Origin of the sequence: Acinetobacter sp. AOR18_HL (genome assembly GCF_027855145.1) — a bacterium.
Lineage (GTDB): Bacteria > Pseudomonadota > Gammaproteobacteria > Pseudomonadales > Moraxellaceae > Acinetobacter > Acinetobacter pittii.
Genome location: NZ_JAKTIG010000002.1, coordinates 1 through 23790, shown reverse-complemented (window position 1 = coordinate 23790; position 23790 = coordinate 1). Strand labels below are relative to the sequence as shown.

Here is a 23790-nt window from a genome sequence, read left to right as displayed (position 1 = left end):
AGAAGTAATGGGCATTTCTCTTTAAAAAAATGCCCATAAAAATTTATAGTGTCGCTGCTAATTCAGCACCTTGGCGTATTGCACGTTTTGCATCTAGTTCTCCCGCCTCTTTAGCACCACCAATTAAATGAACTTTTTTTCCATCTGTTTTTAATTGATCATACATTGCAGTAAATGACTCTTGGCCTGCGCAAATCACCACATGGTCAACCTCAAGTACACTTGGTTTTCCATCTATAGTTATATGTAAGCCTTGATCGTCTACCTTGTCGTATTGCACACCAGCAAACATTTTGACCTGACGATTTTTTAGTCCTGTACGATGAATCCAGCCTGTTGTTTTACCTAAACCAGCACCTACAGCAGCAGTTTTACGCTGTAGTAAATAAATTTCTCGTTCAGATGCCTCAACTCTTGGCTGTTTTAAACCACCCACATGCTCATATTGAGTATCGATTCCCCACTCTTCATAGAACTTTTCTGGATTTAAACTGCCACTTTCACCTTCGTGAGTAAGATATTCAGCTGTGTCGAAACCAATACCACCTGCACCAATAATGGCAACACGTTGGCCTACTGGCACACGCTCTTTTAGAACTTGTAAATAGCTCAGCACTTTAGGATGATCAATTCCCTCAAACTGTAATTGACGAGGTGTTACACCTGTTGCAACCACAATTTCATCAAAATTTGCTTGGCTTAATTCTTCGTAAGTTGCTTGATGGTTTAACACAAGTTCAATATTTGGTCGCAATTCAATTTGACGACTAAAGTAGCGTAAAGTTTCGTAGAACTCTTCTTTTCCAGGAACTGTTTTTGCAATATTAAACTGACCACCAATTTGATGACTTGCTTCAAAAATTTTAACTTGATGTCCGCGATCAGCTGCATATACTGCAAAACTTAAACCTGCCGGACCTGCGCCAATAACAGCGATACTCTTTTTCACCTGAGCTTCTTTAAAGATCAGTTCAGTTTCATAACATGCACGCGGGTTTACTAAACAAGTTGCAATTTTCATTGAGAAAATATGATCTAAACAAGCTTGGTTGCACCCAATACACGTATTAATTTCATCACTACGGCCTTGACTTGCTTTCAAGACAAATTCAGCATCCGCTAACATTGGTCGTGCCATAGACACCATATCAGCATGACCAGATGCCAATACATGTTCAGCCATTTCAGGCGTATTAATTCGGTTAGAAGTAATTAAAGGGATAGAGACTTCACCTTTAAGTTTTTCAGTCACCCAAGTAAATGCAGCACGAGGAACTTTGGTTGCAATTGTAGGAATACGTGCCTCATGCCATCCAATACCTGTATTGATAATTGTTGCGCCTGCTTTTTCAATTTCTTTTGCAAGCTGAATCACTTCATCAAAACTTGAACCGCCTTCAACTAAATCAAGCATAGATAAACGATAAATAATGATAAAATTTTCACCAACTAAAGCACGTGTGCGCTTTACAATTTCAATTGGAAAGCGGATACGATTTTCGTAACTACCACCCCATTCATCATCACGATGATTCGTTCGAGCTGCAATAAATTCATTAATTAAATAACCTTCAGAGCCCATGATTTCTACGCCATCATAGCCCGCATACTGAGCAAGTTTGGCGCAGTTAGCAAAGTCATCAATGGTTTGTTGTACTTCGGCAGAACTTAAAGCTTTAGGCTTAATCGGGTTAATAGGGGCTTGAATTGCTGAAGGCGCAACGTTATTTGCCTGATAAGAATAACGACCCGTATGTAAAATCTGCATAGCAATTTTACCCCCAGCTTCATGGACAGCTTGGGTAATCACTTTATGTTTTTCAGCTTCTTCAACTGTATCTAGTTTGGTCCCGTGGCTAAATACAACACCATCATCATTTGGAGAAACACCGCCAGTTACAATTAAACCCACATCACCTTTTGCACGCTCAGCATAAAACGCAGCCATGCGCTCATATCCTTGCGGTGCTTCTTCTAATCCAATGTGCATCGACCCCATAAGCACACGGTTTTTTAAAGTAGTAAAGCCTAAATCAAGTGGCTTTAATAAATGTGGATAAGCTGACATATTTTCTCCTATGGCTAGCAATAAGCTTGCTAATGCAACTTGTTGCATAAATTTATAATCAAATTTTGACTTTTATGCAACATGTTGCATAATCTTATGAGTCACACTTTACTTTTGCTTACAAACTGGATTGCCATGTCACTTCCTCATGTTTTATTGACCAGCTTGCTTGAACGTCCAAGTACAGGGTTTGAACTCGCCCGCCGCTTTGACCGCTCAATGGGCTTTTTCTGGAATGCCACTCACCAGCAAATTTATCGTGAACTCAATAACATGCTTAAAAAAGGCTGGGTTTCCACTTTAGAAAATGAAATGGATAATGGCCGAAAAAAAACCTATCAGGTCGAACAACTGGGTCGTATAGAACTGGCTTCATGGATGACGCAACAAAGTGAACCTGCGCAGCTTCGTGATGATTTAATGGTTAGATTGCGTGCAGAAGCACAATTGAGCAATAATCAGATATTACCTGAACTGTTAAGGCATCTTGGTTTACATCAAGAGAAGCTCAAACTTTATCAAAGTATTTATGATAAAGATTTTAAAGACAGTGATGATCTAAATGACCGTGTGTTATACATCCACAAAATGATCTTAGAGCTTGGAATTACGATGGAAAGTGAATGGATCAAATGGTTGGAACAAGTCATCCCTCAATTAAAACGCTTTGCCCAAGATAACCCATCTGGAGAATAGCCATGCCGTATTACACCATGCCCGATCGGGAAAATTTATTTGTACGCCGTGTTGGTCGTGGTGAGCCTGTTTTGGTTTTATCTGGCCTTGGCATGCAAAGTTGGCAGTGGCTACCGTTTATTTATGCAAACCGCAAAGAATATGAGTTTATTATTCCAGACTGGCGTGGTTTCGGTGGATCAAAGAATTGTGCAATTCCCGAGCAAGATGCCATTTCTAGTCATTGGCAAGATGTTGCTCATTTAATAGATCAATTAAAACTCGATAACTTTATCTTGATGGGTTACTCAATGGGCGCAACAACTGCCATGCATGGCATGAAACATGCGCAACTGGCACAGCAGTTAAAAGCCTATTTACATATTGATCAGACACCAAAAATATCAGTAGATTCAACTTGGGAATATGGTTTATTCGGCCCTCTTCACACCCAGTTCAAACAATTATTAAATGATATTTATCAATTATTGCTAAAGCATAAAAACGCCAAATATCTTTATGAGCTATCACTTCCAGATCGACAAGAACTAGTCCGTCTATGGGTAGATTTTATTGAGTTACAAAGTAGCAATCCATTTAGTCCACTAGTTTTTAAAACAGCTTTAAAACAGCCTTTTCTACAAAAATATTTATTACCTATTCAACGTTTAGATTACTTGTTTTGGTATGTTGAAAACTATCTTTATCACAATGAAGATTATCGAGAAGCAATTCAGCAGTTAGCATGTCCTACCACTTTCTTTATTGGTCGCAATTCGACACTTTATCCAGAAACTGGTCAGACACTGATTGCACATAGCGTTGAGCATGCAAAAGCAATATATTTTGAACGTTCAGGCCATACACCTTTATTAACCGAACCCAAAAAGTTTGGGCATGAAATCACCACATTCTTATCAGAACTAAAATGTGCTTCTTAAAAAATAAAGGGATCTATTTATAGATCCCTTTTTAAAATCTAAAAATAATTAAGCGGAATGAGCTAATTCTTTTGTCTTTAATTGCTTCGAGACATTTAATAAAAGCTGCTCTGTTTTTTCCCACCCTAAACAACCATCAGTTACTGACTGGCCATAAGTCATATCACAAGAAATCTTTTGGTTACCATCAACCAAATGACTTTCAATCATGACACCTCGAACTTGTGTTTTTAAACGTTCAGCAACGATTTGCTGTAAAACTTCTGGCTGACGCAATGGATCCTTACCGCTGTTACCATGACTACAATCAATCACCAGTGCAGGTAAATTCTGTTTGTATTTTTCGCGTATCGCCTGAATTGAAGCCAAATCGTAATTTGGCCCATGATTCGCACCACGCAAGATCAAGTGAGGTAATGGATTTCCGGCACTCTGAATCACTGAAGGCAAGCCTTGTTGATTCATTCCTAAAAATTGATGTTCATTTTGCGCGGATTGAATCGCATCTAGTGCAATCTGAATAGAACCATCAGTACCATTCTTGAAACCAATACTGTATGGCATATGACTTGAGATTTCACGGTGAATCTGAGATTCGCTTGTGCGAGCTCCAATTGCGCCCCAAGCCAATAAATCATCAAAATAGCCAGTTGCCATTGGACTTAAAATTTCACTCGCAATTGGCAAACCCTTTTCAATAATCTGTAGGTAGAGTTCACGAGACTTTTCTAAACCAAGTTGTAAATTTGATGAGCCATCTAAATTTGGATCATACATGAACCCCTTCCAACCAACAGTGGTACGTGGTTTTTCAATGTATGTACGCATCACGATAAAAATCTGATCTTTAACTTTTTCTTGTAATTTTTGCAGTTTTTCAGCGTATTCAAGTACTGCAACTGGATCATGAATTGAACAAGGCCCTGTAATTACCATTAGACGATGATCGTTGCCGTTAAGAATATTTTGAATAATTTGGCGGTGTTCGGCAATTTGACGTGCGAAAGAGTGTGCAAGCGGGTATTTCGCTTTTAACTGGATAGGTAAACTAACTGGTGTTTCTTTTGTATTGGTTTGAGTCAATAAAGTATTTAGGGCATTCATTGGTTTTTTCCTTGGGACTGCAATCTACTCAGTCCGATCATTTATTTGAGCGTTTTGGATCTATTCGTTGGTAAAGGTAAGCAAAAGTAAAACCAATAAAAGTTGCTAAAGTACGAATAAGTCATGTTGTTCATTTTAAGTTCCTCGATTCTAAAAAGATAAAGCATAAAAAAACCTGATCGGGGTTGCCGATCAGGTATTAACTGTGATGGGCAACTTTCTCATGCCCGAATACGCTCAGGCAACTATCTAAATTGCCAAAAGTAATAGTAAGCGTTAGTGTTCACAGATTGATTTAACATCTTTATCTCAAATATTAAAAAATGTTCCTTAAATCTAAAATACGCATTGTTGATGAGTTTGACAAGTCTTTTTTTTGAAAAAAACTTCTTATTTTCTCGCTTAAGATTTGATTCAATGATGCATTAACGAATCAACCCTTGAGGTTGCAAAATAATTAAACCAGCTCCACAAAGCACAATTAAACCACCTAATATATCCCATCTTGTTAATCCCACCTGATCAACAAAGCGTAGCCACATAAGCGCAGTAAAAATATAGATACCGCCATAGGCAGCATAAATGCGCCCAGAAGCTGCCGGATGTAGGGTCAACAACCATACAAAGATAGCTAGACTTAAGGCTGTAGGTATCCACAACCAAGCTGACTTACCTTCTTTTAAAATCAGATAAGGAAAATAACAACCCAGAATTTCAGCAATTGCTGTGATAATAAATAACCCGAACACACTGAGTATTCGGGTTATAGCAAGACTATCAATTAACATAATTTACGCAGGTTCTGCCGTATGATGATCTTCAAACACTTCAAGTTTCAAGCCGACAGCTTTGCCATCTTCTTTTTTCACTGATACAGCCACATTACCACCATGATCTGCAAGCTCACCAAACAGAATCATTTCAGCGAGTGGTTTCTTCAAGTGTTCTTGAATGAGACGTTGCATTGGACGGGCACCCATCAAACGATCATAACCGTTTGTTGCCAACCAATCTCGTGCACTTTGATCAACATCAAGAACAACTTGTTTTTCATCTAATTGTGCTTGCAATTCTGTTAAGAATTTGTCGACTACAGACTCAATCACAGTAGTTGGTAATGCTTTGAATTGAATAACGCCATCTAGACGGTTACGGAATTCTGGTGAGAAAGCACGTTTCATCGCCTCTTGGTTATCAGAACTATGATCTTGTTCCGTGAAACCAATGCTCGCGCGAGAAATACTTTCTGCTCCAATATTCGTAGTCAGAACAATAATCACATTTCTAAAGTCTGACTTACGTCCATTATTATCCGTTAAAGCGCCATGATCCATGATTTGTAGCAATAGATTAAACACATCTGGATGTGCTTTTTCAATTTCATCAAGCAACAAGACACAATGCGGATTTTTGTGAATCGCATCAGTAAGCAAACCACCTTGGTCATAACCCACATACCCTGGCGGTGCACCAATTAAGCGTGAAACTGCATGACGTTCCATATATTCAGACATATCGAAACGTACAAGCTCTACACCCAATAATTTAGCGAGTTGCTTAGTAACCTCAGTTTTACCTACACCTGTTGGACCAGCAAAAACAAAACTACCCACTGGTTTATCTGGTGACTTCAATCCAGCACGAGATAACTTGATCGCTGAGCCTAATGCAGTAATTGCTTCATCTTGACCAAACACCACACGTTTCAAATCACGCTCAAGATTTTCAAGCACTGACTTATCATCTTTAGACACAGTTTTTGGTGGAATACGAGCAATCTTAGAAACGATATCTTCGATATTCTCTACAGTAATCAAGCTATCATCACTTTCAGCTTTCAAACGGCGTTGAGCACCTGCTTCATCAATGACATCAATTGCCTTATCTGGCAAGAAACGATCATTAATGAACTTAGCAGAAAGCTCTACAGCTGATACCAAAGCCTTATCGTCATATTGTACGTGGTGAAAATCTTCAAACTTAGTTTTCAATCCACGTAAAATATCAATCGTTTCCGAAATACTTGGCTCATTAACATCAATTTTTTGGAAACGACGTGATAACGCATGGTCTTTTTCAAAAACCTGACGATATTCTTGGAAAGTCGTTGAACCAATACAACGTAAAGTACCATTAGCTAAAGCTGGCTTAATAAGATTTGAAGCATCCATTGTGCTGCCCATACTTGAGCCTGCACCAATGATCATATGAATCTCATCAATGAATAAAATTGCATTTGTATTTTTCTTCAATGCATTAAGCAACTGTTTTAAACGTTTTTCAAAGTCACCACGATATTTAGTTCCAGCAACTAATGCACCAATGTCCAGACTATAAATTTCAGCCTGACTTAAAGGTTTAGGTGCTTTACCATTCACAATTAACCATGCCAAACCCTCGGCAATCGAGGTTTTACCTACTCCTGGATCACCTACAAGCAATGGATTGTTTTTGCGACGGCGGCACAGAATTTGTGCTGTACGCTCAATTTCTTTTTCACGACCAATCAGTGGGTCCGTTTTGCCTTTTTGCGCTTCAACATTTAGATTCAGCGTATAAAGCTCAAGTGGCCCTGCATTGCTTGCGCTAGTTTCACCTTCAATATCTTCAACTTCTTCTTCAACTTGTACTTCGTCTTTACGTGTCCCATGAGACAAGTATTGAGTCAATGTCAAGCGATTGATTTGATGACGTTTAAGTAAATACACAGCAAAAGAATCACGCTCTGAATACATTGCGACCAAAACATCTGCACCCTCAACAGTACGATCGCCGCCACTTGATTGCACGTGAAAAATAGCACGTTGCAAAATGCGGTCGAAACTTTCTGTTGGATGAGGCGCTTGCTCGCTATTTTCGCCAAGCTTAGGAGTATGTTGTTCTACATATTCTTCTAATTCTTTACGCAAAGAAACTATATCAGCCCCGCATGCTTTTAATGCATTCACGGCTGAATCGTTGTCGAGTAGTGCTAATAATAAATGTTCAACTGTAAGAAACTCATGTCTCTTTTGACGAGCCATGCTAACAGCCAAACGTAATGATACTTCTAATTGACGACTGAGCATGTAACCCCCTTATGCTTTAGGCTCAATCTGGCAAAGTAATGGATGACCTTGCGATCGAGCGTAATTATTAACAAGGTTTGCCTTAGTTTCCGCGATGTCTCTTGGATAGACTCCGGCAATACCTTTACCTTCATAGTGTACTGTTAGCATTACTTGAGTTGCTTGGTCAAGATTCATTGCAAAGTATTGTTGTAAAATTTCAATTACAAAGTCCATTGGAGTGTAATCGTCATTCATTAATACGACTGCATATAATGGGGGACGCTTGAGTTCAGGAGGAGCTGTTTGTACAACAACCTCTCCATCATGATCTTCGTTTTGCGAATCACTTAAGCGTGGGTGGAAGTGCCAATCGACATAGCCAGACTGCTGAAAAGAAGCCTTGATATCTTTTAAGTTTGTTTGACGCTTATTTGTTCGCATAGGATGTTACTATTGTGAATTTGCTTCAGCTTGAGGAATTTCTGCCACGAAAGCAGAAGATGTTTCGACAGGTTTACCACGCTGCCAACTAAAACGTTTAATAATCGGTGTATCAGAACCACCAGTTAAACGCACTTCAATAAATTGAGGCGTGAAACCTTTAGGCATTGTCCAGCGACCTGTTAAACGTTCAAAGTCAGTAAAGTTGAAGTTCTTCGCTTCAAGCGGTACGACTAAAACTTCAGTATCTTTGATCAATCTGATTTCAACCGATCCTAAAGCACGACGCTTACTTGGACTTACTTGAACTAAATCTAGTTGATATTCATAAGCATTTTCAGGCAACGGCTTAATTGCCAGATTTTGGATTGTTAAGCTCAAACCACCGCGCTGTCTCAAAATCTCACGATAGATATTACTCATACCTTCTTGCTGAGTCTTATCGGCATTCGCTTGATTAAGTGCCTCAAACAGATCATTTGCATTGGTCACAGCCACATCACGCTCTTGCACCGCTGCATTAAGGCTTTTGTTAACAGCATCTAAAGCTGTTTTTTGCTTTTGCACCACTTCAACCAATTGCTCCGCATCTGCATCGTAACCAACAACAGTTAAACCTTGACGGTGCCCAATTGTATAGCCGAGCGCAAAACAACCACTCATTAAAATAGCAGCACCAATAAACAAAGGCTTATTGGTGTTTAAAAATTTTTTCTTTTGCAACGAACTTTCTGCTGAAGTCGTCTGTCCAGAGTTTTGCATCGTCATCTCAGTGTTCAAGATCAGAGTCAAGACACACATTTAAATCGAAATTTAAATGTGTGTGAAGCAAAAAAGAGTTTTTTATGGTAATAAACCAATCCCTTGTAAGCCTTCTTCTTCATTAAAGCCAAACATAAGGTTCATATTTTGTACAGCCTGACCAGATGCACCTTTTACAAGGTTATCTTGAGCCGCCAAAATAATCAGTTTATTTGGTTGTGGTTTATATAATGCAATACGAAGTTCATTCGCACCGCGTACACTACGTGTTTCAGGTGAACTATTTGCAGGCATAACATCTACGAATTTTTCATTAGCATAGAAGTTTTCATACAAAGCTTGTAAGTCTGTCTGCTTACCAGCTTCTGTCAAATCTACATAAATTGTACTCAGCATACCGCGAATCATAGGTACTAGATGCGGAACAAATAAGAGTCCATCAAACCCACCCTTTTGTCCTGCAATATTTTCTAAGGCTTCTACAATTTCTGGATGGTGACGATGACCTGCAACACCATATGCTTTAAAGTTATCAGCGTTTTCACTATAAATCATGCCCAAGCTTGCTTTACGGCCAGCACCCGAAACACCAGACTTCGCATCAATAATAATATTTTTGGTTTCAATCAGGGCTTGTGCTGATTTTAATAGTGGCGCTAAACCTAATTGAACAGTCGTCGGATAGCAACCAGGGTTACCAATAACTTGAGCTTGTTTAATTTTTTCGCGGTTTAACTCAGTTAGACCATATACAGAATCTTTTAGTACATCTGGGCAAACATGCTCCATACCATACCATTTTTCAAATTGTTCAAGATCTTGTAAGCGAAAGTCTGCTGCTAAATCAATAACTTTAGTTCCAGCTGCAATTAAATCTTTGGCATGTTGCATGGCAACACCATGTGGCGTTGCAAAAAATACAACATCACACTCTTTTAATGCATCAATGTTTAAATCTGAAAATTGAAGATCTGTATGTCCACGTAAATTAGGGAACATATCTGCAACTGGTTTGCCCGCTTCTGTACGTGAAGTAAGAACTCGAACCTGCGCTTTAGGATGTCGTAATAGAATACGTAATAGTTCAACGCCTGTATAACCCGTTCCACCAACAATTCCGACAGAAATCACGTGCATTACCTCAATTTTTGAATCTATACTTGGGCAGTAGTATGACAGGATGTCCAAGCTTACAAAACCATTTCATGCTTGGTAATTTTAATTTTTTTAATTTTAGCGACAATCAGATAGCACTTACTGGACTGTCATAACCACATAAATATCAGCAAATAAATACCAGATTAATTTTTGGAGAGCTAGGATGCTTCATCAATCAAAAGAAACAAAATTACGCACGTACCTTGGCTTAAGCACATTCATTTTAAGTGTAGCCCTTACTGGTTGCGGAGGTGGAGGTAGTAGTGGAGGCAGTTCACCCACTACACCAACGCCAGTTGACCCTACACCTGAAGCAACAACTGATGTTACTTTAAAAACCCCTGTAGAAATGCGTAATATCCAGCTTAAAGTATATGACAATACCAACAATGCTATTTTAGTGGATACTTCAATTGCGAGTTTAAATAGCTTTAATGTCAAAATTCCTACTGCAAAATTGAATCGTTTATATCGCGTAGAAATTACAACTCAAAGCTCATCTCAAGTGTTTGACCCCATTACTCCACAATACCAAACCTTGTCAGGTATTTATCATGCATTTATTACACCAAACAGTGTAAGTGGCAGAATCCAATTCATTAGCCCAAGCAGTGAAGCAGTTTATCAACGAGCTGTCATACGTTCAGGACAACTCCCTCAAGAAACGGTTGACCCAACCCGTATTGAGCAATTACATGTGGATTTAGCTTCTCAAGATGTCTACAAATCGTTAATGAATGCGTTTAAAGATGGCGACATTCCAAGTTTAAGTCCAGCTAATTCCCTTCTGAATTTAACTTTGTTGCGATACTCAACTACTAAACCTAGTACATATGTAGATAGTTATCTTAGCTTTGGTTACTTACAATATTGGTCAACGATTCATGGCGGAGCAAACACCTACCAAGAACTTGTTAAAAGTTTAGTAACTGATTTAAAAGATGGCTTTTTGGATGGGAAAAAACTTCATGGGGATCAAACATCCTTCACTCCTATTTTCACACCTGCTCCAGATAATATTGATCCACTAAAAAATACGCTGTTAGATATTGCAGCTAATCAAAAAGTAACTCGCGATTACTTTGGAACCAACCTAAAAGCATCTACTTTGCAATTGGCTCAGGCTAATTCACAACAGTCTTTAGATCAGACGGGTTATGAACTTCTACAAAAAAAACAATATACAGGAATTGTTCCTACTGTAAATTCAACAACATTCATTCGCATTGACGGTGCTGGAGATTACCGTAGAGCTGTTGGGTTTACCACCACAGCGACGTGTAATGGATCAACCTACCCATGCAAACAAGGCTTAACCAGCATCAACCTATCAGATCCAAACCTACCAGCTACAGACTATTTAGTGGGTCACTATGAAGACACCTCAACTGGATGTCAGCTTAATTTTCGCGCGAACGGTCAAATCGACTTAAGTAAAGGTTCACAAATTTATCGTGCTGCTTTAAGTGCTGATAGTACCGATAATTTATTGCAAACAGATGCTGCCAGCTCAAGTTATTTACTCAATTCAAGTTCAGCCGAACCAAATAACTCGACGCAACAATACAACTTTATCCAATTATCTATTAAAGCAAATAAGATTATTAGTGCTAAAGCAGGTTTAGATAGCCGGAAAGCACCCGATAGCTTACAAACACCACAACTAGAATGTAGTTTTAGTTAGTTTGAGACATACCACCATGCAGGCAATGGATTTGATTTAAGTTGTCTGCGGTGTTTTTGAAAATATGGATCGTATTTTTCAACTTCTGCCCAAAATGCAGGACTATGGTCAAAATGTTTAGTATGCGCCAACTCATGAATAGCCACATAGCGAGCAATTTCATGTGACATAAGCACCAGCCCTGCATGTAGCATAATATTATGCTGGCTACTACAACTTCCCCACCGAGTTTTAGGGCGGCGAATTGTGCATTCCCTATAAGCCAAATGAGTATGCTCACTTAATTCTTTCAAAAGCTCTGGTAATTCTTGTTTCGCATAAGCAATAACTGCGTTTTGCAATGCCAAATATGGCTGTGTGTCTTTAATAAATAAAGAATTGTTTTCCAAGTCGAATTGAAAAACACGATGCTGCTTTTGAACAACGACTTGAAATGGCTGTTCTTTATTAAAGAAATAAATTTCCGAAGGAATTTCAATAGATGCCGATTGGACGTTTTGTTGCTTATTCCATGTCTCGGTTAACCATTGTTCAGATTGTGCTAAAAAATGCTGAATTTGTTTTTTACTACAAAATAAAGGAACCGTAAGACGGATTGAAACAGGCTCAACACGTAAGCGCAATTTTCTTGCTCTTACGTGTCGAACGATTTTAATCTCTGGCATTTTTGCAGACATTACTGTGCTGTACGCTCTTCAATACCATTATTCGTTGCAACAATTGCAATCGTTGCAGGATTTAAGGCGAAGATACCGTTAGTTACCACACCAGGAATATTGTTAATTGTTTTTTCCAGCTCAATAGCATTTAAAATATTAAGATTGAAAACATCCAAAATAACATTACCGTTATCTGTAACTACACCCTCACGATAAACTGGGTCACCACCTAAACTTACCAATTTACGAGCTACAGCCGAACGCGCCATTGGAATAACTTCTACTGGAAGTGGAAAATCACGTCCAAGTTGATCAACCCATTTTGAATCATCAACAATACATACAAATTTCTTAGCGATTGATGCAACAATTTTCTCACGTGTTAATGCAGCACCGCCACCTTTAATCATATGCATATGACGGTCGATCTCATCTGCACCATCAACATAAGCATCTAGGCTACCTACATGGTTCATATCAACCACTTCAATACCAAGTTTTTTAAGGCGATCAGCAGTTGCTTGAGAACTTGCCACAGCCGCTTCTAATTGTAATTCAGGTAATAAATCAATTAGAAAGTTTACGGTACTTCCAGTCCCAACACCCAAAATGCCACCTTTGGGTAAGTGTTTTAAAGCAGCTTTCGCAGCAGCTTGTTTCTTTTCATCTTGCGTTGCATATAGGCTCATTACATCACTCAACTATTTTTTGACATTTATGCACCAATAAACGGCGCAAATGCACAAGGGTTTGCTACAATAATTTCCTATTTTAAACTGTTATAGGGAAGATGAACATGCTGTCTCGTGTGGTACGACAAATTTTACAAGCAACGGTTTATGATGTTGCAATTGAAACACCTCTCGAAGCAGCTCCACGAATTAGTCAAAAATTAAACAATACAATTCGTTTTAAGCGTGAAGATTTACAACCCGTTTTTTCTTTTAAATTACGCGGTGCCTATAACCGTATTAGTCAATTACCAAAAGAACAACTTGAACGCGGAGTAATTTGCGCCTCTGCTGGTAACCATGCTCAAGGCGTAGCTTTATCAGGACAAAGATTAGGAATTCCCGCTATTATTGTTATGCCAAGCACAACACCTGACATTAAAGTTCAGGCTGTTAAACGCTTAGGTGGTCAAGTGGTATTACATGGCGATAGCTTTGATATCGCAAATAAATATGCTCAACAACGTGCAGAAGTTGAAGGTCTTGTATTTATTCCACCTTATGACGATGAACTTGTCATTGCAGGTCAAGGCACAATTGCCAATGAAATTTTACGTCAATGGCGTGATGTAGAGTACGTGTTTGTTGCCGTAGGTGGCGGTGGCCTTATTTCAGGCGTAGCAGCTTACCTTGGAGAAGTTGCACCGCATGTAAAAGTTATTGGCGTTGAATATGAAGAGTCTGCTTGTTTAAAGGCAGCTTTAGAAGCAAATGAACGTGTAATTTTGCCACACGTGGGCTTATTTGCAGATGGTACAGCTGTTGCCCAAATTGGTGCTTTACCATTTGATATTATTCGTTTGCGCAAATCTGATAACTCAGGCCCGATTGTTGATCCTGATATTGTGACTGTGAATACAGATGAAATCTGTGCAGCAATTAAAGACACATTTGATGAAAACCGCAGCATTGTTGAACCTTCTGGAGCAATGGCATTAGCGGGTATCAAAAAATATATTCACGAACATAAAATCAGTAATAAAAATATGGTGTCGATTGTGTGCGGCGCCAATATGAATTTTGACCGCCTCCGTTATATTGCTGAGCGTACCGAGTTAGGTGAGCAACGCGAAGCGATTTATGCAGTTACCTTATCTGAAGAAAAAGGCGCATTCTTAGGCTTCTGCCGTGCTTTACAAGGCCGCAATATTACTGAGTTTAACTACCGAGCAAACAATACAGAGGAAGCACAAGTATTCGTCGGTATTAGTTTAAAAGGTGGAGATGCAGAGCGCCATGAAATTTTGGAACAATTAAAACAGCAAGATTATATTGTAGATGACCTTTCTGACGATGAAGTTGCCAAATTACATATTCGTTATTTAATTGGTGGTCATGCAAATCTAGATGATGAAAGATTGTTCCGTGTTGAGTTCCCTGAACGTCCAGGCGCCCTCTTAACATTCTTAACTCGTTTAGGTCCAACTCACAACATTACCCTCTTCCATTACCGTAACCATGGTGCAGCAGAAGGTCGTGTTTTAGTTGGCTTACAAGCAACCGATGCTAAACAAAACCCTGATGGATTGATTGAGACACTCGAGCAGATTAATTATCCGTATGCAGAAATTACTGATAATGTTGGCTATAAACGTTTCTTGAAATAATCTTTAGTTCTGATGAGGAAGCCGACATAGTTGTCGGCTTTTTTTATACAATTCTTTTTATATTTCTAGCATCTTTACATTGCTTCTCTTTATCTTAAAGAAAATATCCTTAAAAATAATGATCTAACTCGGAAAAAAGGAACAACATGGCACAGTTTGCAGTCATTGGCTTAGGTAGTTTTGGAGCAACAGTTGCTCAAGAACTCACAAAATTGAATCATGATGTTATTGGCATCGATACAGTAAAAAAGAATGTCGAAAATCTTGCCGACGTTTTAACTCATGCCGTCATTGCCGATGCTACTGACGAACATGTGCTTGACGAATTGAATATCCAAAATTGTGACGCTGTTGTAGTTGCAATTGGTGAAGATATTGAAGCCAGTATTTTGTGTGTATTGAACTTAAAAAATCTAGGCATTGATAAAATTTGGGTAAAAGCAAAAACCAAAGCTCATCACACCATTTTGTCACACCTTAATATCAATAAGATTATTCATCCTGAAGAAGATATGGGGGTAAGAGTTGCTCAAGCCCTGAATTACCCTATGGTAAGCCGCTATATGTCTTTAGAAGATGATCATTACATTATCAAGATTGAAATCCCAGATAAGCTTAATGGCATCAATTTATATGGCATTATGCAGCAAGCTCCTCAGGTCAAAACATTGCTCGTGAAAAGACAGCAGCAAATTTTGTTTGAGACTGAAGAAAATTTCACTTTGCAAACACATGATATTCTTATTTTAGAAGGTCATTTATCACAGTTAAAGAAACTTTCTAATTGCTTCTTATAAGAAAACGAACTCTAGAATATGTCCATATATCCCAAGCCTCATAAAACGTTAAATTTAAGCCCTCCTTCACTTTTAGCGCTAGGGTTTTTAGGCTTTATTACTTTTGGCACTTTATTGCTTAAATTGCCATTTGCGAATACAGGCAATGTCAGTTGGATGGATGCGCTTTTTACAGCCACCTCAGCAGTTACCATTACCGGTCTATCCGTTTTAAATATTCATGAGTCTTTTACCCTCTTTGGGCAAACTATTATTTTATTACTGATCCAGTCTGGCGGTTTGGGTTTTATGACTTTTGCGATATTGGCCGCATTAAGTTTGTCACCAAAAGTTGGTCTTAAACAGCAAATGATGGCTCAAGATAGTCTCGGGCAAACAAGCCTATCAAAAGTTACCTTTGTTGCTAAAGGCGTTGTCACCTATACTCTTATTTTTGAGCTGATTGGTACAGTTATTCTTACTACCGCTTTTACACCAACCTATGGCTTTGCTCGTGGTTTATATTATGCGGCTTTTTACAGCATTTCCTCATTCAATAATGCTGGTTTTTCATTATTTTCCAATAGCTTAATGAATTTCCAAAGTAACTATATTATTTGTATAACCATTAGCATCCTTTACACTTTAGGTGGTCTTGGTTTTTTAGTACTCATGGATATTAAGCAAAACAAAAGATGGAAAAAACTAACGCCAAATAGCAAACTTATTCTGACAACCATTGCAATTATTAACCTAGTTGCCTTTATTTTAATATGGGCTTTAGAAGCTCAAAATCCCGCGACTTTAGGGATGTTAAACTCAGGTGAACAAGCATTAAACGCTTGGTTTCAGGCAACAGTCCCTCGTTCCTCAGGTTTTAATACCATTGATACGGGTGCAATGACCAACAGTAGCTCACTACTAATGATGTTATTGATGTTTATTGGTGGTGGTTCACTGAGTACAGCGGGTGGAATCAAAGTTGGAACCTTTGTCATTTTAGTACTTAGTGTAATTTCATTTTTACGCCGTACAGATGAAATTAGAATATTTAACCACTCTGTATCTCATGAAACGACCTATAAAGCATTAGCGGTAACTGCTATTACGAGCATCCTCATCTTCATGGGCTTCTTTATTCTTTTGCTTTTAGAGCCTAAAGCAGATTTTATGAATTTGCTTTTTGAGGTTGTTTCAGCCGCATGTACAGTGGGCCTCTCTCGTGGAATCACACCAGATTTACATAATGGTAGTTTATTCATTTTAAGCCTACTCATGTTTGCTGGACGACTGGGACCATTAACACTCGCCTATTTAATTGCTACTCCTAAAAAGAGCCGACTCAAACACCCTCAAGCCAACATTCAAATTGGATAATAAAAAAGCCGCTTTAAAAGCGGCTTTTTTATAGCGTCTTAGTACCAATTCAAGAGCGATACACCCAAACCAGCATAAGTTGCTCGATGGTTATAATCAATTAGGCTTTCACCATAACCGTTAAACAACTGGAGATGTCCGCGTAACTTGCCACTGATTGGAAAAGCCCAATCAAATTGCACAGCACCATGAGAGTCATCACCACCTTTCAATGAATGACGCAGCATTAAAGAGAAGTCATTCTGCTTCCACTTATAAAACGCTGTTAAATCACCACGACCAATGTAATCTTCCATATCCGGATTATTATCATCTTTACTATCTTCTTCAAGACGAATCCATGGACGAAGCATTAAAGCAAAATTACCACGCTCCAATCCAACATTAAAAATTACACGGTTCCAGCTACGAGATAATGGATCTGAACGACCATTTGACTGATGGTTTAAGGTAACTCCAAGCAAACGCCCATCTAAACCAAGCAACTCGTAGTTCGTTCTAAACATTAAACTTGCTTCTGGCTCATAGTTCGTTTCACGGAATGGGCGAGATTCTTCAGCATTGAACGTCTGCCAGCGTGAAGATTGCGTATACCCTACCCACAAATCACCATTATTTCCAAAAATATTTTCCCAAGCTTTGGTTTTCAAAGAAATCTGAAACTTACTTTCTGTTGATTTCAGATTCTGAGCATCCGTTACAGTGTTATTTGGATTTGGACTACTCGGGAATTCATTCTTGTCACTGGTCCAAAATACAGGTAGTAAATAGACTGGTTGATAAGCACGAATATTCCAAACACCTAGCTTACTTTTTTCAGATAATTCCCAACGTTGATCTAGCAAAGAAGTAGTAGGTTCAAGTGTAGGTGCTTTACCAATCACTTTAATATTACTAACTGTATCTACCACCTTCTCTTTAAATGTTTCTGGTTGAACAGCGGGCTGATCGATTTTTTTAACAGGCTCAGGTACTACCGCGGCTTGTACAACAGGTAAAGCTGCTGGCTTAAATACAGAGTCGTAACAAGCTAGACGATCGGCATTCGAAGCAAGAGCAACACATGCATCAACTGTGGCAGGGTTTGCTGGAGCTAAGGTATCAGCATATGTTACAGACGCACATAAACAGCTAAGCACGATTCCCATGCTTAGCTGTAAAGATGTGCGTTCAAATTGTTTGAACGCCATGTTCAATCTCCAATTTTTATTTTAATTAACTTGTTGAATGGTAAAACCTAATCGCTGCAATTCATCACGTTTAGCAAATGGCGCAACTACAGCTTTTACAGGAGTTTGCTCTACTAAATATTGACGAGCAACACGTTTTAAATCATCCAATGTTACATGCAACAATCTTTCACGCAAAGTACGGCGGAAAGCTGGTGTTCTCGCATGCAACAATGCATAACATGCTGTAATCGCTTCACCTGCTGGAGAGCCTGGTTTATCCATACTTGCCACTAAACCAAGAATTGCTTCTTCAAGCTGATGAGGTTGTTGCTCTGTATTTAATAACCATTGCACACTTGCTTCAAAGTCTTTAAACGTCTCTGCTAAACGTGGGTCACGGTAGCTAAAGAAACGGAATGAACACGCATTTCCATCATAACTAGCACCGCCGCCATAAGCACCACCTTTTTCACGGATAGCACTGTGCAAGAATCCGTTACGTAAATAAGCTGCCAATACCATTAATGGAGCCGCATCTGGATGTGATACTTCTACGGCTTGATATGCAGACGCACAGAATTGAACGTTTGCCTGAATTAACCATGCTTCATGATTATTATCATTAGCTTGTTCTACTTGAGTTAACTCAGTTGTAGCTGTATCAACATTCAACTTATCCCAAACATTCTGGATTTCTTCAACCAAACGTTCAGATTGATGTTCTTCGCACACTAGTAAGAACTGTTTAGGTGCTTGCAACAACTTACTATGAATACGTTTTAATTCTGCAATCAGCTCATCGTAAGCAGCATCATCTTGGGTAATTTTAGTAACAAGCTCACCCAACCAGTTCAATGCACCTAAACCCGTGTTTTGATAGTCACGTTGAGCCAAGGCACTCATGTTACGAGAAGCAATCTGCATCGCATAGCTATGACCTGAACCAGATAAACGAGATTGCCAACGTGTTTTACGTTGTTGCAGTAACTCGATAATTCGTTCTTTCTCATCAAATCGAAGCTGTTCAAATGCTAATTTTAATAAATGAATTGCATCAAATTTCTGAGTCAACGATTTAGTCGTTAAAGTTAACCAAGCACTAATTTTATCTTTATCATCAACTTTGCTACGTAAAGAGGCACCCATTCCTAAACCACCACTTACAGCGGTTTGTAAGTTTTGTAGTTCAAGATAGCCATATTCGCCTGCACCTACTTCACCCATCAAAATAGAAAGCAAATTGAAATAAGGCGACTTCACAATATCTTCAGGAATCTGAATGAGTACTTGTTGATAGTAAATACCGTTAGTACCAGCATGGTACAAGTTCAACGGCGTATCCATACGATTACAAATAATTTCACGTAACTGACCTTGCACAATATGCAAGTCAGCAGGTACATCTTCCAAACCTACTTTTGGCAATAACTCAAGATTATCAGGAGTGTCCTGACGTTCCTCTAAAGCCTTAGTCTTAGCAATGATTTCAGCCTTATCAGCATCTGTTAGCTTTTCACCAATAGCCGCTAAACGAGCTTTTTCCGCTTCCTGCTCTTTTACAGACTTGGTCGGGTCTGGAACTAAAGTCATTTGTACGCGATGAGGGTTGTCGAGCAAATATGTTTGAATCAGATTTGATAACCACATTGGGTCTTTCAACTCTTCTTTAACTTGTGCAATTGCGCTGTCAACATCCCAAATTTGGATTGGATCATTATGGTGAATCGCACCACTTAAACCATTTAAAATTAGACTTAAGCCATAAGGTGTGCCGTCACCATTAATTTCACGCTGATGCAACTCAATCTGATGCAAGATTGCATCGACTAAATTACTATCAATTGGTTTAGCAGCAACCTCACGCAGAATATTTAAAACACCCTCTCTAAAGCTTTGTGCATGTTCTGGGTTTGAACCTTGAACACCACAGTAGAAAGTCATTTCAAAATTACTATCGTCTACGCCCATTAATGGACCTGTAGATTGAGCATAACCACAAGTTTCTAAGTAATGACGTAGTGGTGAAGCTGAATTTTCTAATAAAATTCCTTCAACTAAACGCATTCCTAAACGCAATTTAATGTCATTTGCCTCTGGTAATAACCAAGATAGAACATGATAAGTTTTATCTTTTAAATCATCACTATCAACACCGTAGTTCTCTGTTACTTCAATTGGTGCAGCTAAACGTTTTTCAGGCTTAGAATATAAAGTTGTTCCTGCCGAAAACTTATGCAGGGCTAGTTTTTCAAACTGCTCTTGTAGTTCATATGCTGTTTGATTACCAAAGGTCATGAATACAGCATTACTTGGATGGTAATGTACTTTATAAAAATCGACTAACTGCTCATACGTTAAATCAGGAATATCTTTCGGGTCACCGCCTGAGTTGTAATGGTAAGTCGTTTCAGGAAATAAATGATGGGCCAACTGATGATAAAGTTGGTCAGACGGCGCACTCATCGCACCTTTCATTTCATTAAAAACAACACCTTTATAAACAGGTTGACCATTTTCCAGTTCAATACGAATACCTTCTTGAGCAAAATCAAGTGGATTCAAATTGGCAGCAAATGCCGCATCAAGATAAACAGAAAGTAAGTTTTGAAAATCTTTTTTGTTTTGAGTAGCGAATGGATATGCTGTCCAATCTGCTGCGGTAAATGCGTTCATAAAAGTATTTAAAGAACGACGAATCATTAAAAAGAATGGATCACGTACCGGAAACTTTTCAGATCCACACAAAGCCGTATGTTCTAAAATATGTGCCGTGCCTTTAGAGTCCATAGGCTGTGTTCTAAAAGCAACAAGAAATACATTTTCATCATAATCAGTTGCCAAGTGATAATGCACCGCACCTGTGACTTTATGCTTATATTCAGACACTAAAATATCTAATGCTTCTACATGGTGCTGACGTAGCAACTGAAACGCAGGGTGAACAGTTTGAGAAATGGTTTCAGTGACATCTACAGTCATGTGATCTCCTAACATATCGGATAAGTGAATAAGTCTCATTATAGCCTGAGTCAGCTTGAGATTGGCGAACAAAAGCCAAGTAAAATACTATGTTTTTGTTGAGTATTAGTTTTCATTGGCACAGCTTTGATATCAAACACATAGCCATGAATGTTTTATCCTAACAGAACAAAAGCTTTTAATTCTATGTATATGATAGACATTGAATAAAAAAGCTTATCAATTTTATCTTAACGAGCTATTTGTGAGTCTAAAGAATTTTCACACAATAATATTTTTCCACTAATTTTTGATTTAACTGAATTTTATTCAACAAACTACAGCAAATCCAAGCAATGGTGTAAACTTAGCAACCTGATTTTTTTATTTTGTGACAACACATATGGCAACTGTAGATCTTTTTGCAATTGGTAATGCATTAATCGACCAAGAATTTAAAGTGTCTGATGATTTTCTTAGTCAACAAGGTTTGCAAAAAGGCACCATGCAGTTGTCCGATGGCGACACTCAATCTGCTCTTTATGCAGAGTTAAAACAGCATCAAGATTATAAAGGTCAAGCAAGTGGTGGTTCTGCTGCGAATACTACTGTAGCCTTTAGTGCATTAGGTGGAAGTGCTTTTTATGGTTGCCGCGTTGGTAACGATGATTTGGGTTCAATTTATTTACAAGGTTTAAATGAAGCTGGCATCCAAACCACTCCAAAATCAATCAGTGAAGGCGTGACAGGTACCTGCATGGTACTCATTAGCCCTGACTCTGAACGTACAATGCATACCTATTTGGGCATCACTGCTGAACTTTCTCAACATCAAATCGACTTTGAACCATTAAAAACAGCAAAATGGCTTTATATTGAAGGTTATCTTTCTACAAGTGAAACAGCGCGCAAAGCTGTAAAACAAGCCAGAGAAATTGCAAAAGCAAATGGCGTTAAGATTGCTTTATCTCTTTCAGATCCTGCCATGGTGCAATACGCTCGCGAAGGCTTAGAAGAGCTCATGGATGATGGCGTAGATTTACTATTTTGTAATGAACAAGAAGCCTTAATGTATACAAATACAACAACTGTTGAAGATGCTCTTGCTCAATTACGTTTTAAAAATCATACAGTAGTCATTACACAAAGTGCTAAAGGTGCTTTAGTTTCTAACTCTACTCAACATTTCCATGTGGCAGGCCGTCATGTAGAAGCCGTTGATACCAATGGTGCTGGCGATGCATTTGCAGGTGCATTCCTATATGCCCTAAATCATCATCAAGATTTGAATGCTGCTGCACAGTTAGCTGTCTTAATTTCTAGTGAAGTTGTTTCTCAATTTGGCCCACGTTTAGCGATTAATGATTATGCTAAACTTCTTGAAAATTTTCAGAAGGAATGTGCTTGAAATGGAAAGGATCTGTATGACGGAAGAAGTTCCTGAGCGTGAAGCTAGAGCTTTTGACACTTTACAAGGAACTACTATTTTCATTACGCAACGTGATGGCGCATTCTATGCTTATCAAAACTTATGCCCTCACTTGCAAACAGAGCTTGAATATTTAGAAAATCAATTTCTTGATCAAGACCAAGAATATATTCAATGTTCTACCCATGGTGCTTTATTTACTGTGGAAACAGGCGAATGTATCTCAGGACCATGTTTAGGTGATTTTTTAAATAAAGTTGAGATTAAAGTACATTCAGATGGCGGTATCTATATCGTAGACTGAAGCGATAAACATTAGAGTTTCTGCCATGGCTGATTTCTTTTTCAATTATTATCTTATGCCATTTCACTTAAGTGTAGTGGCTTTGATATTACTCAGCGTGGTAGAAACCATTGGTATGTATATTGGACTTCGTCCAAGTCAATTACTCAAAAAAATTGCGCCTGTTTGGCTTTCTAACTCGCCACTACTTAACGTTAAATTTTCTAAAGCTTTAATTTTCGTTTTTTTACTTATCAATTTTAGTTTTGCAGGCTATTTTTTACAGCTCTCTTTCTTTGCAATCCAGCATTATTTTATTTCACCATTTTATTTAATCGTCCCAGCCCTTGTCATCGCAATCTTTTTTACTGTATTCATGATTCACTGCCTTGACCAAGTAATTAAACCAAAGCTTACTCATACAAACTATAATCTTTTAGGACGTTTAGCGACAGTTTCCAGTGGTAATGCTAGACCTGGGTTTTCTGCCCAAGCGCGTGTGCGTGATGAATTCGGCCAGCTACATTACGTTCAAGTCGAACCAGAATACGGCGAACTCGAATTATACTCTCAAGTTATCCTTGTGAGAGTGCATAAAAGCCATTATGTAGCCAAGAAAATTTCTATATCAAACGATCTTTTCGCCCCCGATTAAACTCTTACTACTATTCTATTTACTTACTGCTTTTAGCAGGCTTTATTACGCCTATATTTTATTATTTTCTTTTTAATTAATTATTTATTATTCCAACCATTTTAGTTTGAAATATAACTTATAAATATAATATACAACTATTTTAGTCGGTATTAAATTAAAACAAGGCGAATTCAAACATGAGGTGCGACAGTTTGAAAAGTCTTATGATAATCAACAAGCTGAGCAAATTTCTCTAATGGTGTAAGCCAATCTAACGC

General features: G+C 38.4%; 20 protein-coding genes. 9 read left to right on the top strand and 11 right to left on the bottom strand.

Going from position 1 to position 23790, the window contains the following annotated elements; translation table 11 throughout:
- Positions 1 to 43: 43 nt before the first annotated feature.
- Positions 44 to 2068, bottom strand: coding sequence for an NADPH-dependent 2,4-dienoyl-CoA reductase (locus tag MKL51_RS00155; RefSeq protein WP_032042410.1), 2025 nt, complete (start codon positions 2066 to 2068; stop codon positions 44 to 46).
- A 135-nt stretch (positions 2069 to 2203) separates the two neighbouring features.
- Here MKL51_RS00155 and MKL51_RS00150 point away from each other — a divergent pair, with 135 nt between their 5' ends.
- Both MKL51_RS00150 and MKL51_RS00145 read left to right on the top strand, forming a co-directional pair.
- Positions 2204 to 2764, top strand: a complete 561-nt coding sequence (locus MKL51_RS00150) for a PadR family transcriptional regulator (RefSeq protein ID WP_005069032.1) — start codon at positions 2204 to 2206, stop codon at positions 2762 to 2764.
- 2 nt (positions 2765 to 2766) lie between these two features.
- On the top strand, positions 2767 to 3684 hold the full coding sequence (locus tag MKL51_RS00145; RefSeq protein ID WP_032006438.1) for an alpha/beta fold hydrolase: 918 nt from the start codon (positions 2767 to 2769) through the stop codon (positions 3682 to 3684).
- Positions 3685 to 3732: 48 nt separating this feature from the next.
- Here the strand turns inward: MKL51_RS00145 and MKL51_RS00140 are convergent, their stop codons facing one another.
- The 6 genes from MKL51_RS00140 to argC form a co-directional block, all read right to left on the bottom strand.
- Positions 3733 to 4788, bottom strand: a complete 1056-nt coding sequence (locus MKL51_RS00140; RefSeq protein ID WP_005069028.1) for a 3-deoxy-7-phosphoheptulonate synthase — start codon at positions 4786 to 4788, stop codon at positions 3733 to 3735.
- A 425-nt stretch (positions 4789 to 5213) separates the two neighbouring features.
- On the bottom strand, positions 5214 to 5576 hold the full coding sequence (locus MKL51_RS00135; protein ID WP_032006439.1) for a YnfA family protein: 363 nt from the start codon (positions 5574 to 5576) through the stop codon (positions 5214 to 5216).
- A 3-nt stretch (positions 5577 to 5579) separates the two neighbouring features.
- Entirely contained in the window at positions 5580 to 7856 is a 2277-nt protein-coding gene (gene clpA / locus MKL51_RS00130; protein ID WP_032006440.1) for an ATP-dependent Clp protease ATP-binding subunit ClpA, read from the bottom strand.
- 9 nt (positions 7857 to 7865) lie between these two features.
- Positions 7866 to 8279: an ATP-dependent Clp protease adapter ClpS gene (gene clpS, locus MKL51_RS00125; RefSeq protein ID WP_002121129.1), complete on the bottom strand. Its 414-nt coding sequence runs from the start codon at positions 8277 to 8279 to the stop codon at positions 7866 to 7868.
- 9 nt (positions 8280 to 8288) lie between these two features.
- Entirely contained in the window at positions 8289 to 9047 is a 759-nt protein-coding gene (locus tag MKL51_RS00120; protein WP_014206946.1) for a DUF6776 family protein, read from the bottom strand.
- 75 nt (positions 9048 to 9122) lie between these two features.
- Positions 9123 to 10178: an N-acetyl-gamma-glutamyl-phosphate reductase gene (gene argC, locus MKL51_RS00115; protein WP_080973481.1), complete on the bottom strand. Its 1056-nt coding sequence runs from the start codon at positions 10176 to 10178 to the stop codon at positions 9123 to 9125.
- 184 nt (positions 10179 to 10362) lie between these two features.
- Here argC and MKL51_RS00110 point away from each other — a divergent pair, with 184 nt between their 5' ends.
- Positions 10363 to 11883: a hypothetical protein gene (locus MKL51_RS00110; protein WP_032006442.1), complete on the top strand. Its 1521-nt coding sequence runs from the start codon at positions 10363 to 10365 to the stop codon at positions 11881 to 11883.
- On the opposite strand, the gene MKL51_RS00105 is transcribed toward MKL51_RS00110, so the two are convergent.
- Together MKL51_RS00105 and rpiA are read right to left on the bottom strand one after the other, a co-directional pair.
- A complete protein-coding gene (locus tag MKL51_RS00105) occupies positions 11880 to 12560 on the bottom strand; it encodes a YgjP family zinc-dependent metalloprotease (protein WP_270904151.1) in 681 nt (226 codons plus the stop codon). The two genes, MKL51_RS00110 and MKL51_RS00105, sit on opposite strands and share 4 nt — an antisense overlap.
- Positions 12560 to 13231: a ribose-5-phosphate isomerase RpiA gene (gene rpiA, locus MKL51_RS00100; protein ID WP_002046900.1), complete on the bottom strand. Its 672-nt coding sequence runs from the start codon at positions 13229 to 13231 to the stop codon at positions 12560 to 12562. The genes MKL51_RS00105 and rpiA overlap by 1 nt, the downstream gene beginning before the upstream one ends.
- Positions 13232 to 13332: 101 nt before the next feature.
- Here rpiA and ilvA point away from each other — a divergent pair, with 101 nt between their 5' ends.
- From ilvA to MKL51_RS00085, 3 genes are all read left to right on the top strand, one after another.
- On the top strand, positions 13333 to 14880 hold the full coding sequence (ilvA, locus tag MKL51_RS00095; RefSeq protein ID WP_014206951.1) for a threonine ammonia-lyase, biosynthetic: 1548 nt from the start codon (positions 13333 to 13335) through the stop codon (positions 14878 to 14880).
- A gap of 146 nt (positions 14881 to 15026) precedes the next feature.
- Complete coding sequence (locus MKL51_RS00090; protein ID WP_005069007.1) at positions 15027 to 15677, top strand: potassium channel family protein; 651 nt, start codon at positions 15027 to 15029, stop codon at positions 15675 to 15677.
- Positions 15678 to 15695: 18 nt separating this feature from the next.
- On the top strand, positions 15696 to 17033 hold the full coding sequence (locus MKL51_RS00085; protein WP_032006445.1) for a TrkH family potassium uptake protein: 1338 nt from the start codon (positions 15696 to 15698) through the stop codon (positions 17031 to 17033).
- A 38-nt stretch (positions 17034 to 17071) separates the two neighbouring features.
- Here the strand turns inward: MKL51_RS00085 and MKL51_RS00080 are convergent, their stop codons facing one another.
- Together MKL51_RS00080 and MKL51_RS00075 are read right to left on the bottom strand one after the other, a co-directional pair.
- Positions 17072 to 18223 carry a phospholipase A gene (locus MKL51_RS00080; protein ID WP_032006446.1) on the bottom strand — a complete coding sequence of 384 codons (1152 nt, stop codon included), beginning with the start codon at positions 18221 to 18223 and terminating at the stop codon, positions 17072 to 17074.
- Positions 18224 to 18244: 21 nt separating this feature from the next.
- Positions 18245 to 21184 carry an insulinase family protein gene (locus MKL51_RS00075; protein ID WP_032006447.1) on the bottom strand — a complete coding sequence of 980 codons (2940 nt, stop codon included), beginning with the start codon at positions 21182 to 21184 and terminating at the stop codon, positions 18245 to 18247.
- 382 nt (positions 21185 to 21566) lie between these two features.
- Between MKL51_RS00075 and MKL51_RS00070 the strand changes: the two genes are divergently transcribed.
- The 3 genes from MKL51_RS00070 to MKL51_RS00060 are packed head-to-tail and all read left to right on the top strand — an operon-like array spanning position 21567 to position 23530.
- The gene (locus MKL51_RS00070; protein ID WP_032006449.1) at positions 21567 to 22571 is read left to right on the top strand and encodes an adenosine kinase; all 1005 of its coding nucleotides are present in this window, start codon (positions 21567 to 21569) and stop codon (positions 22569 to 22571) included.
- Positions 22572 to 22587: 16 nt separating this feature from the next.
- Positions 22588 to 22896 carry a Rieske (2Fe-2S) protein gene (locus MKL51_RS00065; protein WP_002121079.1) on the top strand — a complete coding sequence of 103 codons (309 nt, stop codon included), beginning with the start codon at positions 22588 to 22590 and terminating at the stop codon, positions 22894 to 22896.
- Between the two features lie 25 nt (positions 22897 to 22921).
- A complete protein-coding gene (locus MKL51_RS00060) occupies positions 22922 to 23530 on the top strand; it encodes an OB-fold-containig protein (protein ID WP_017480984.1) in 609 nt (202 codons plus the stop codon).
- Positions 23531 to 23790 lie beyond the last annotated feature (260 nt).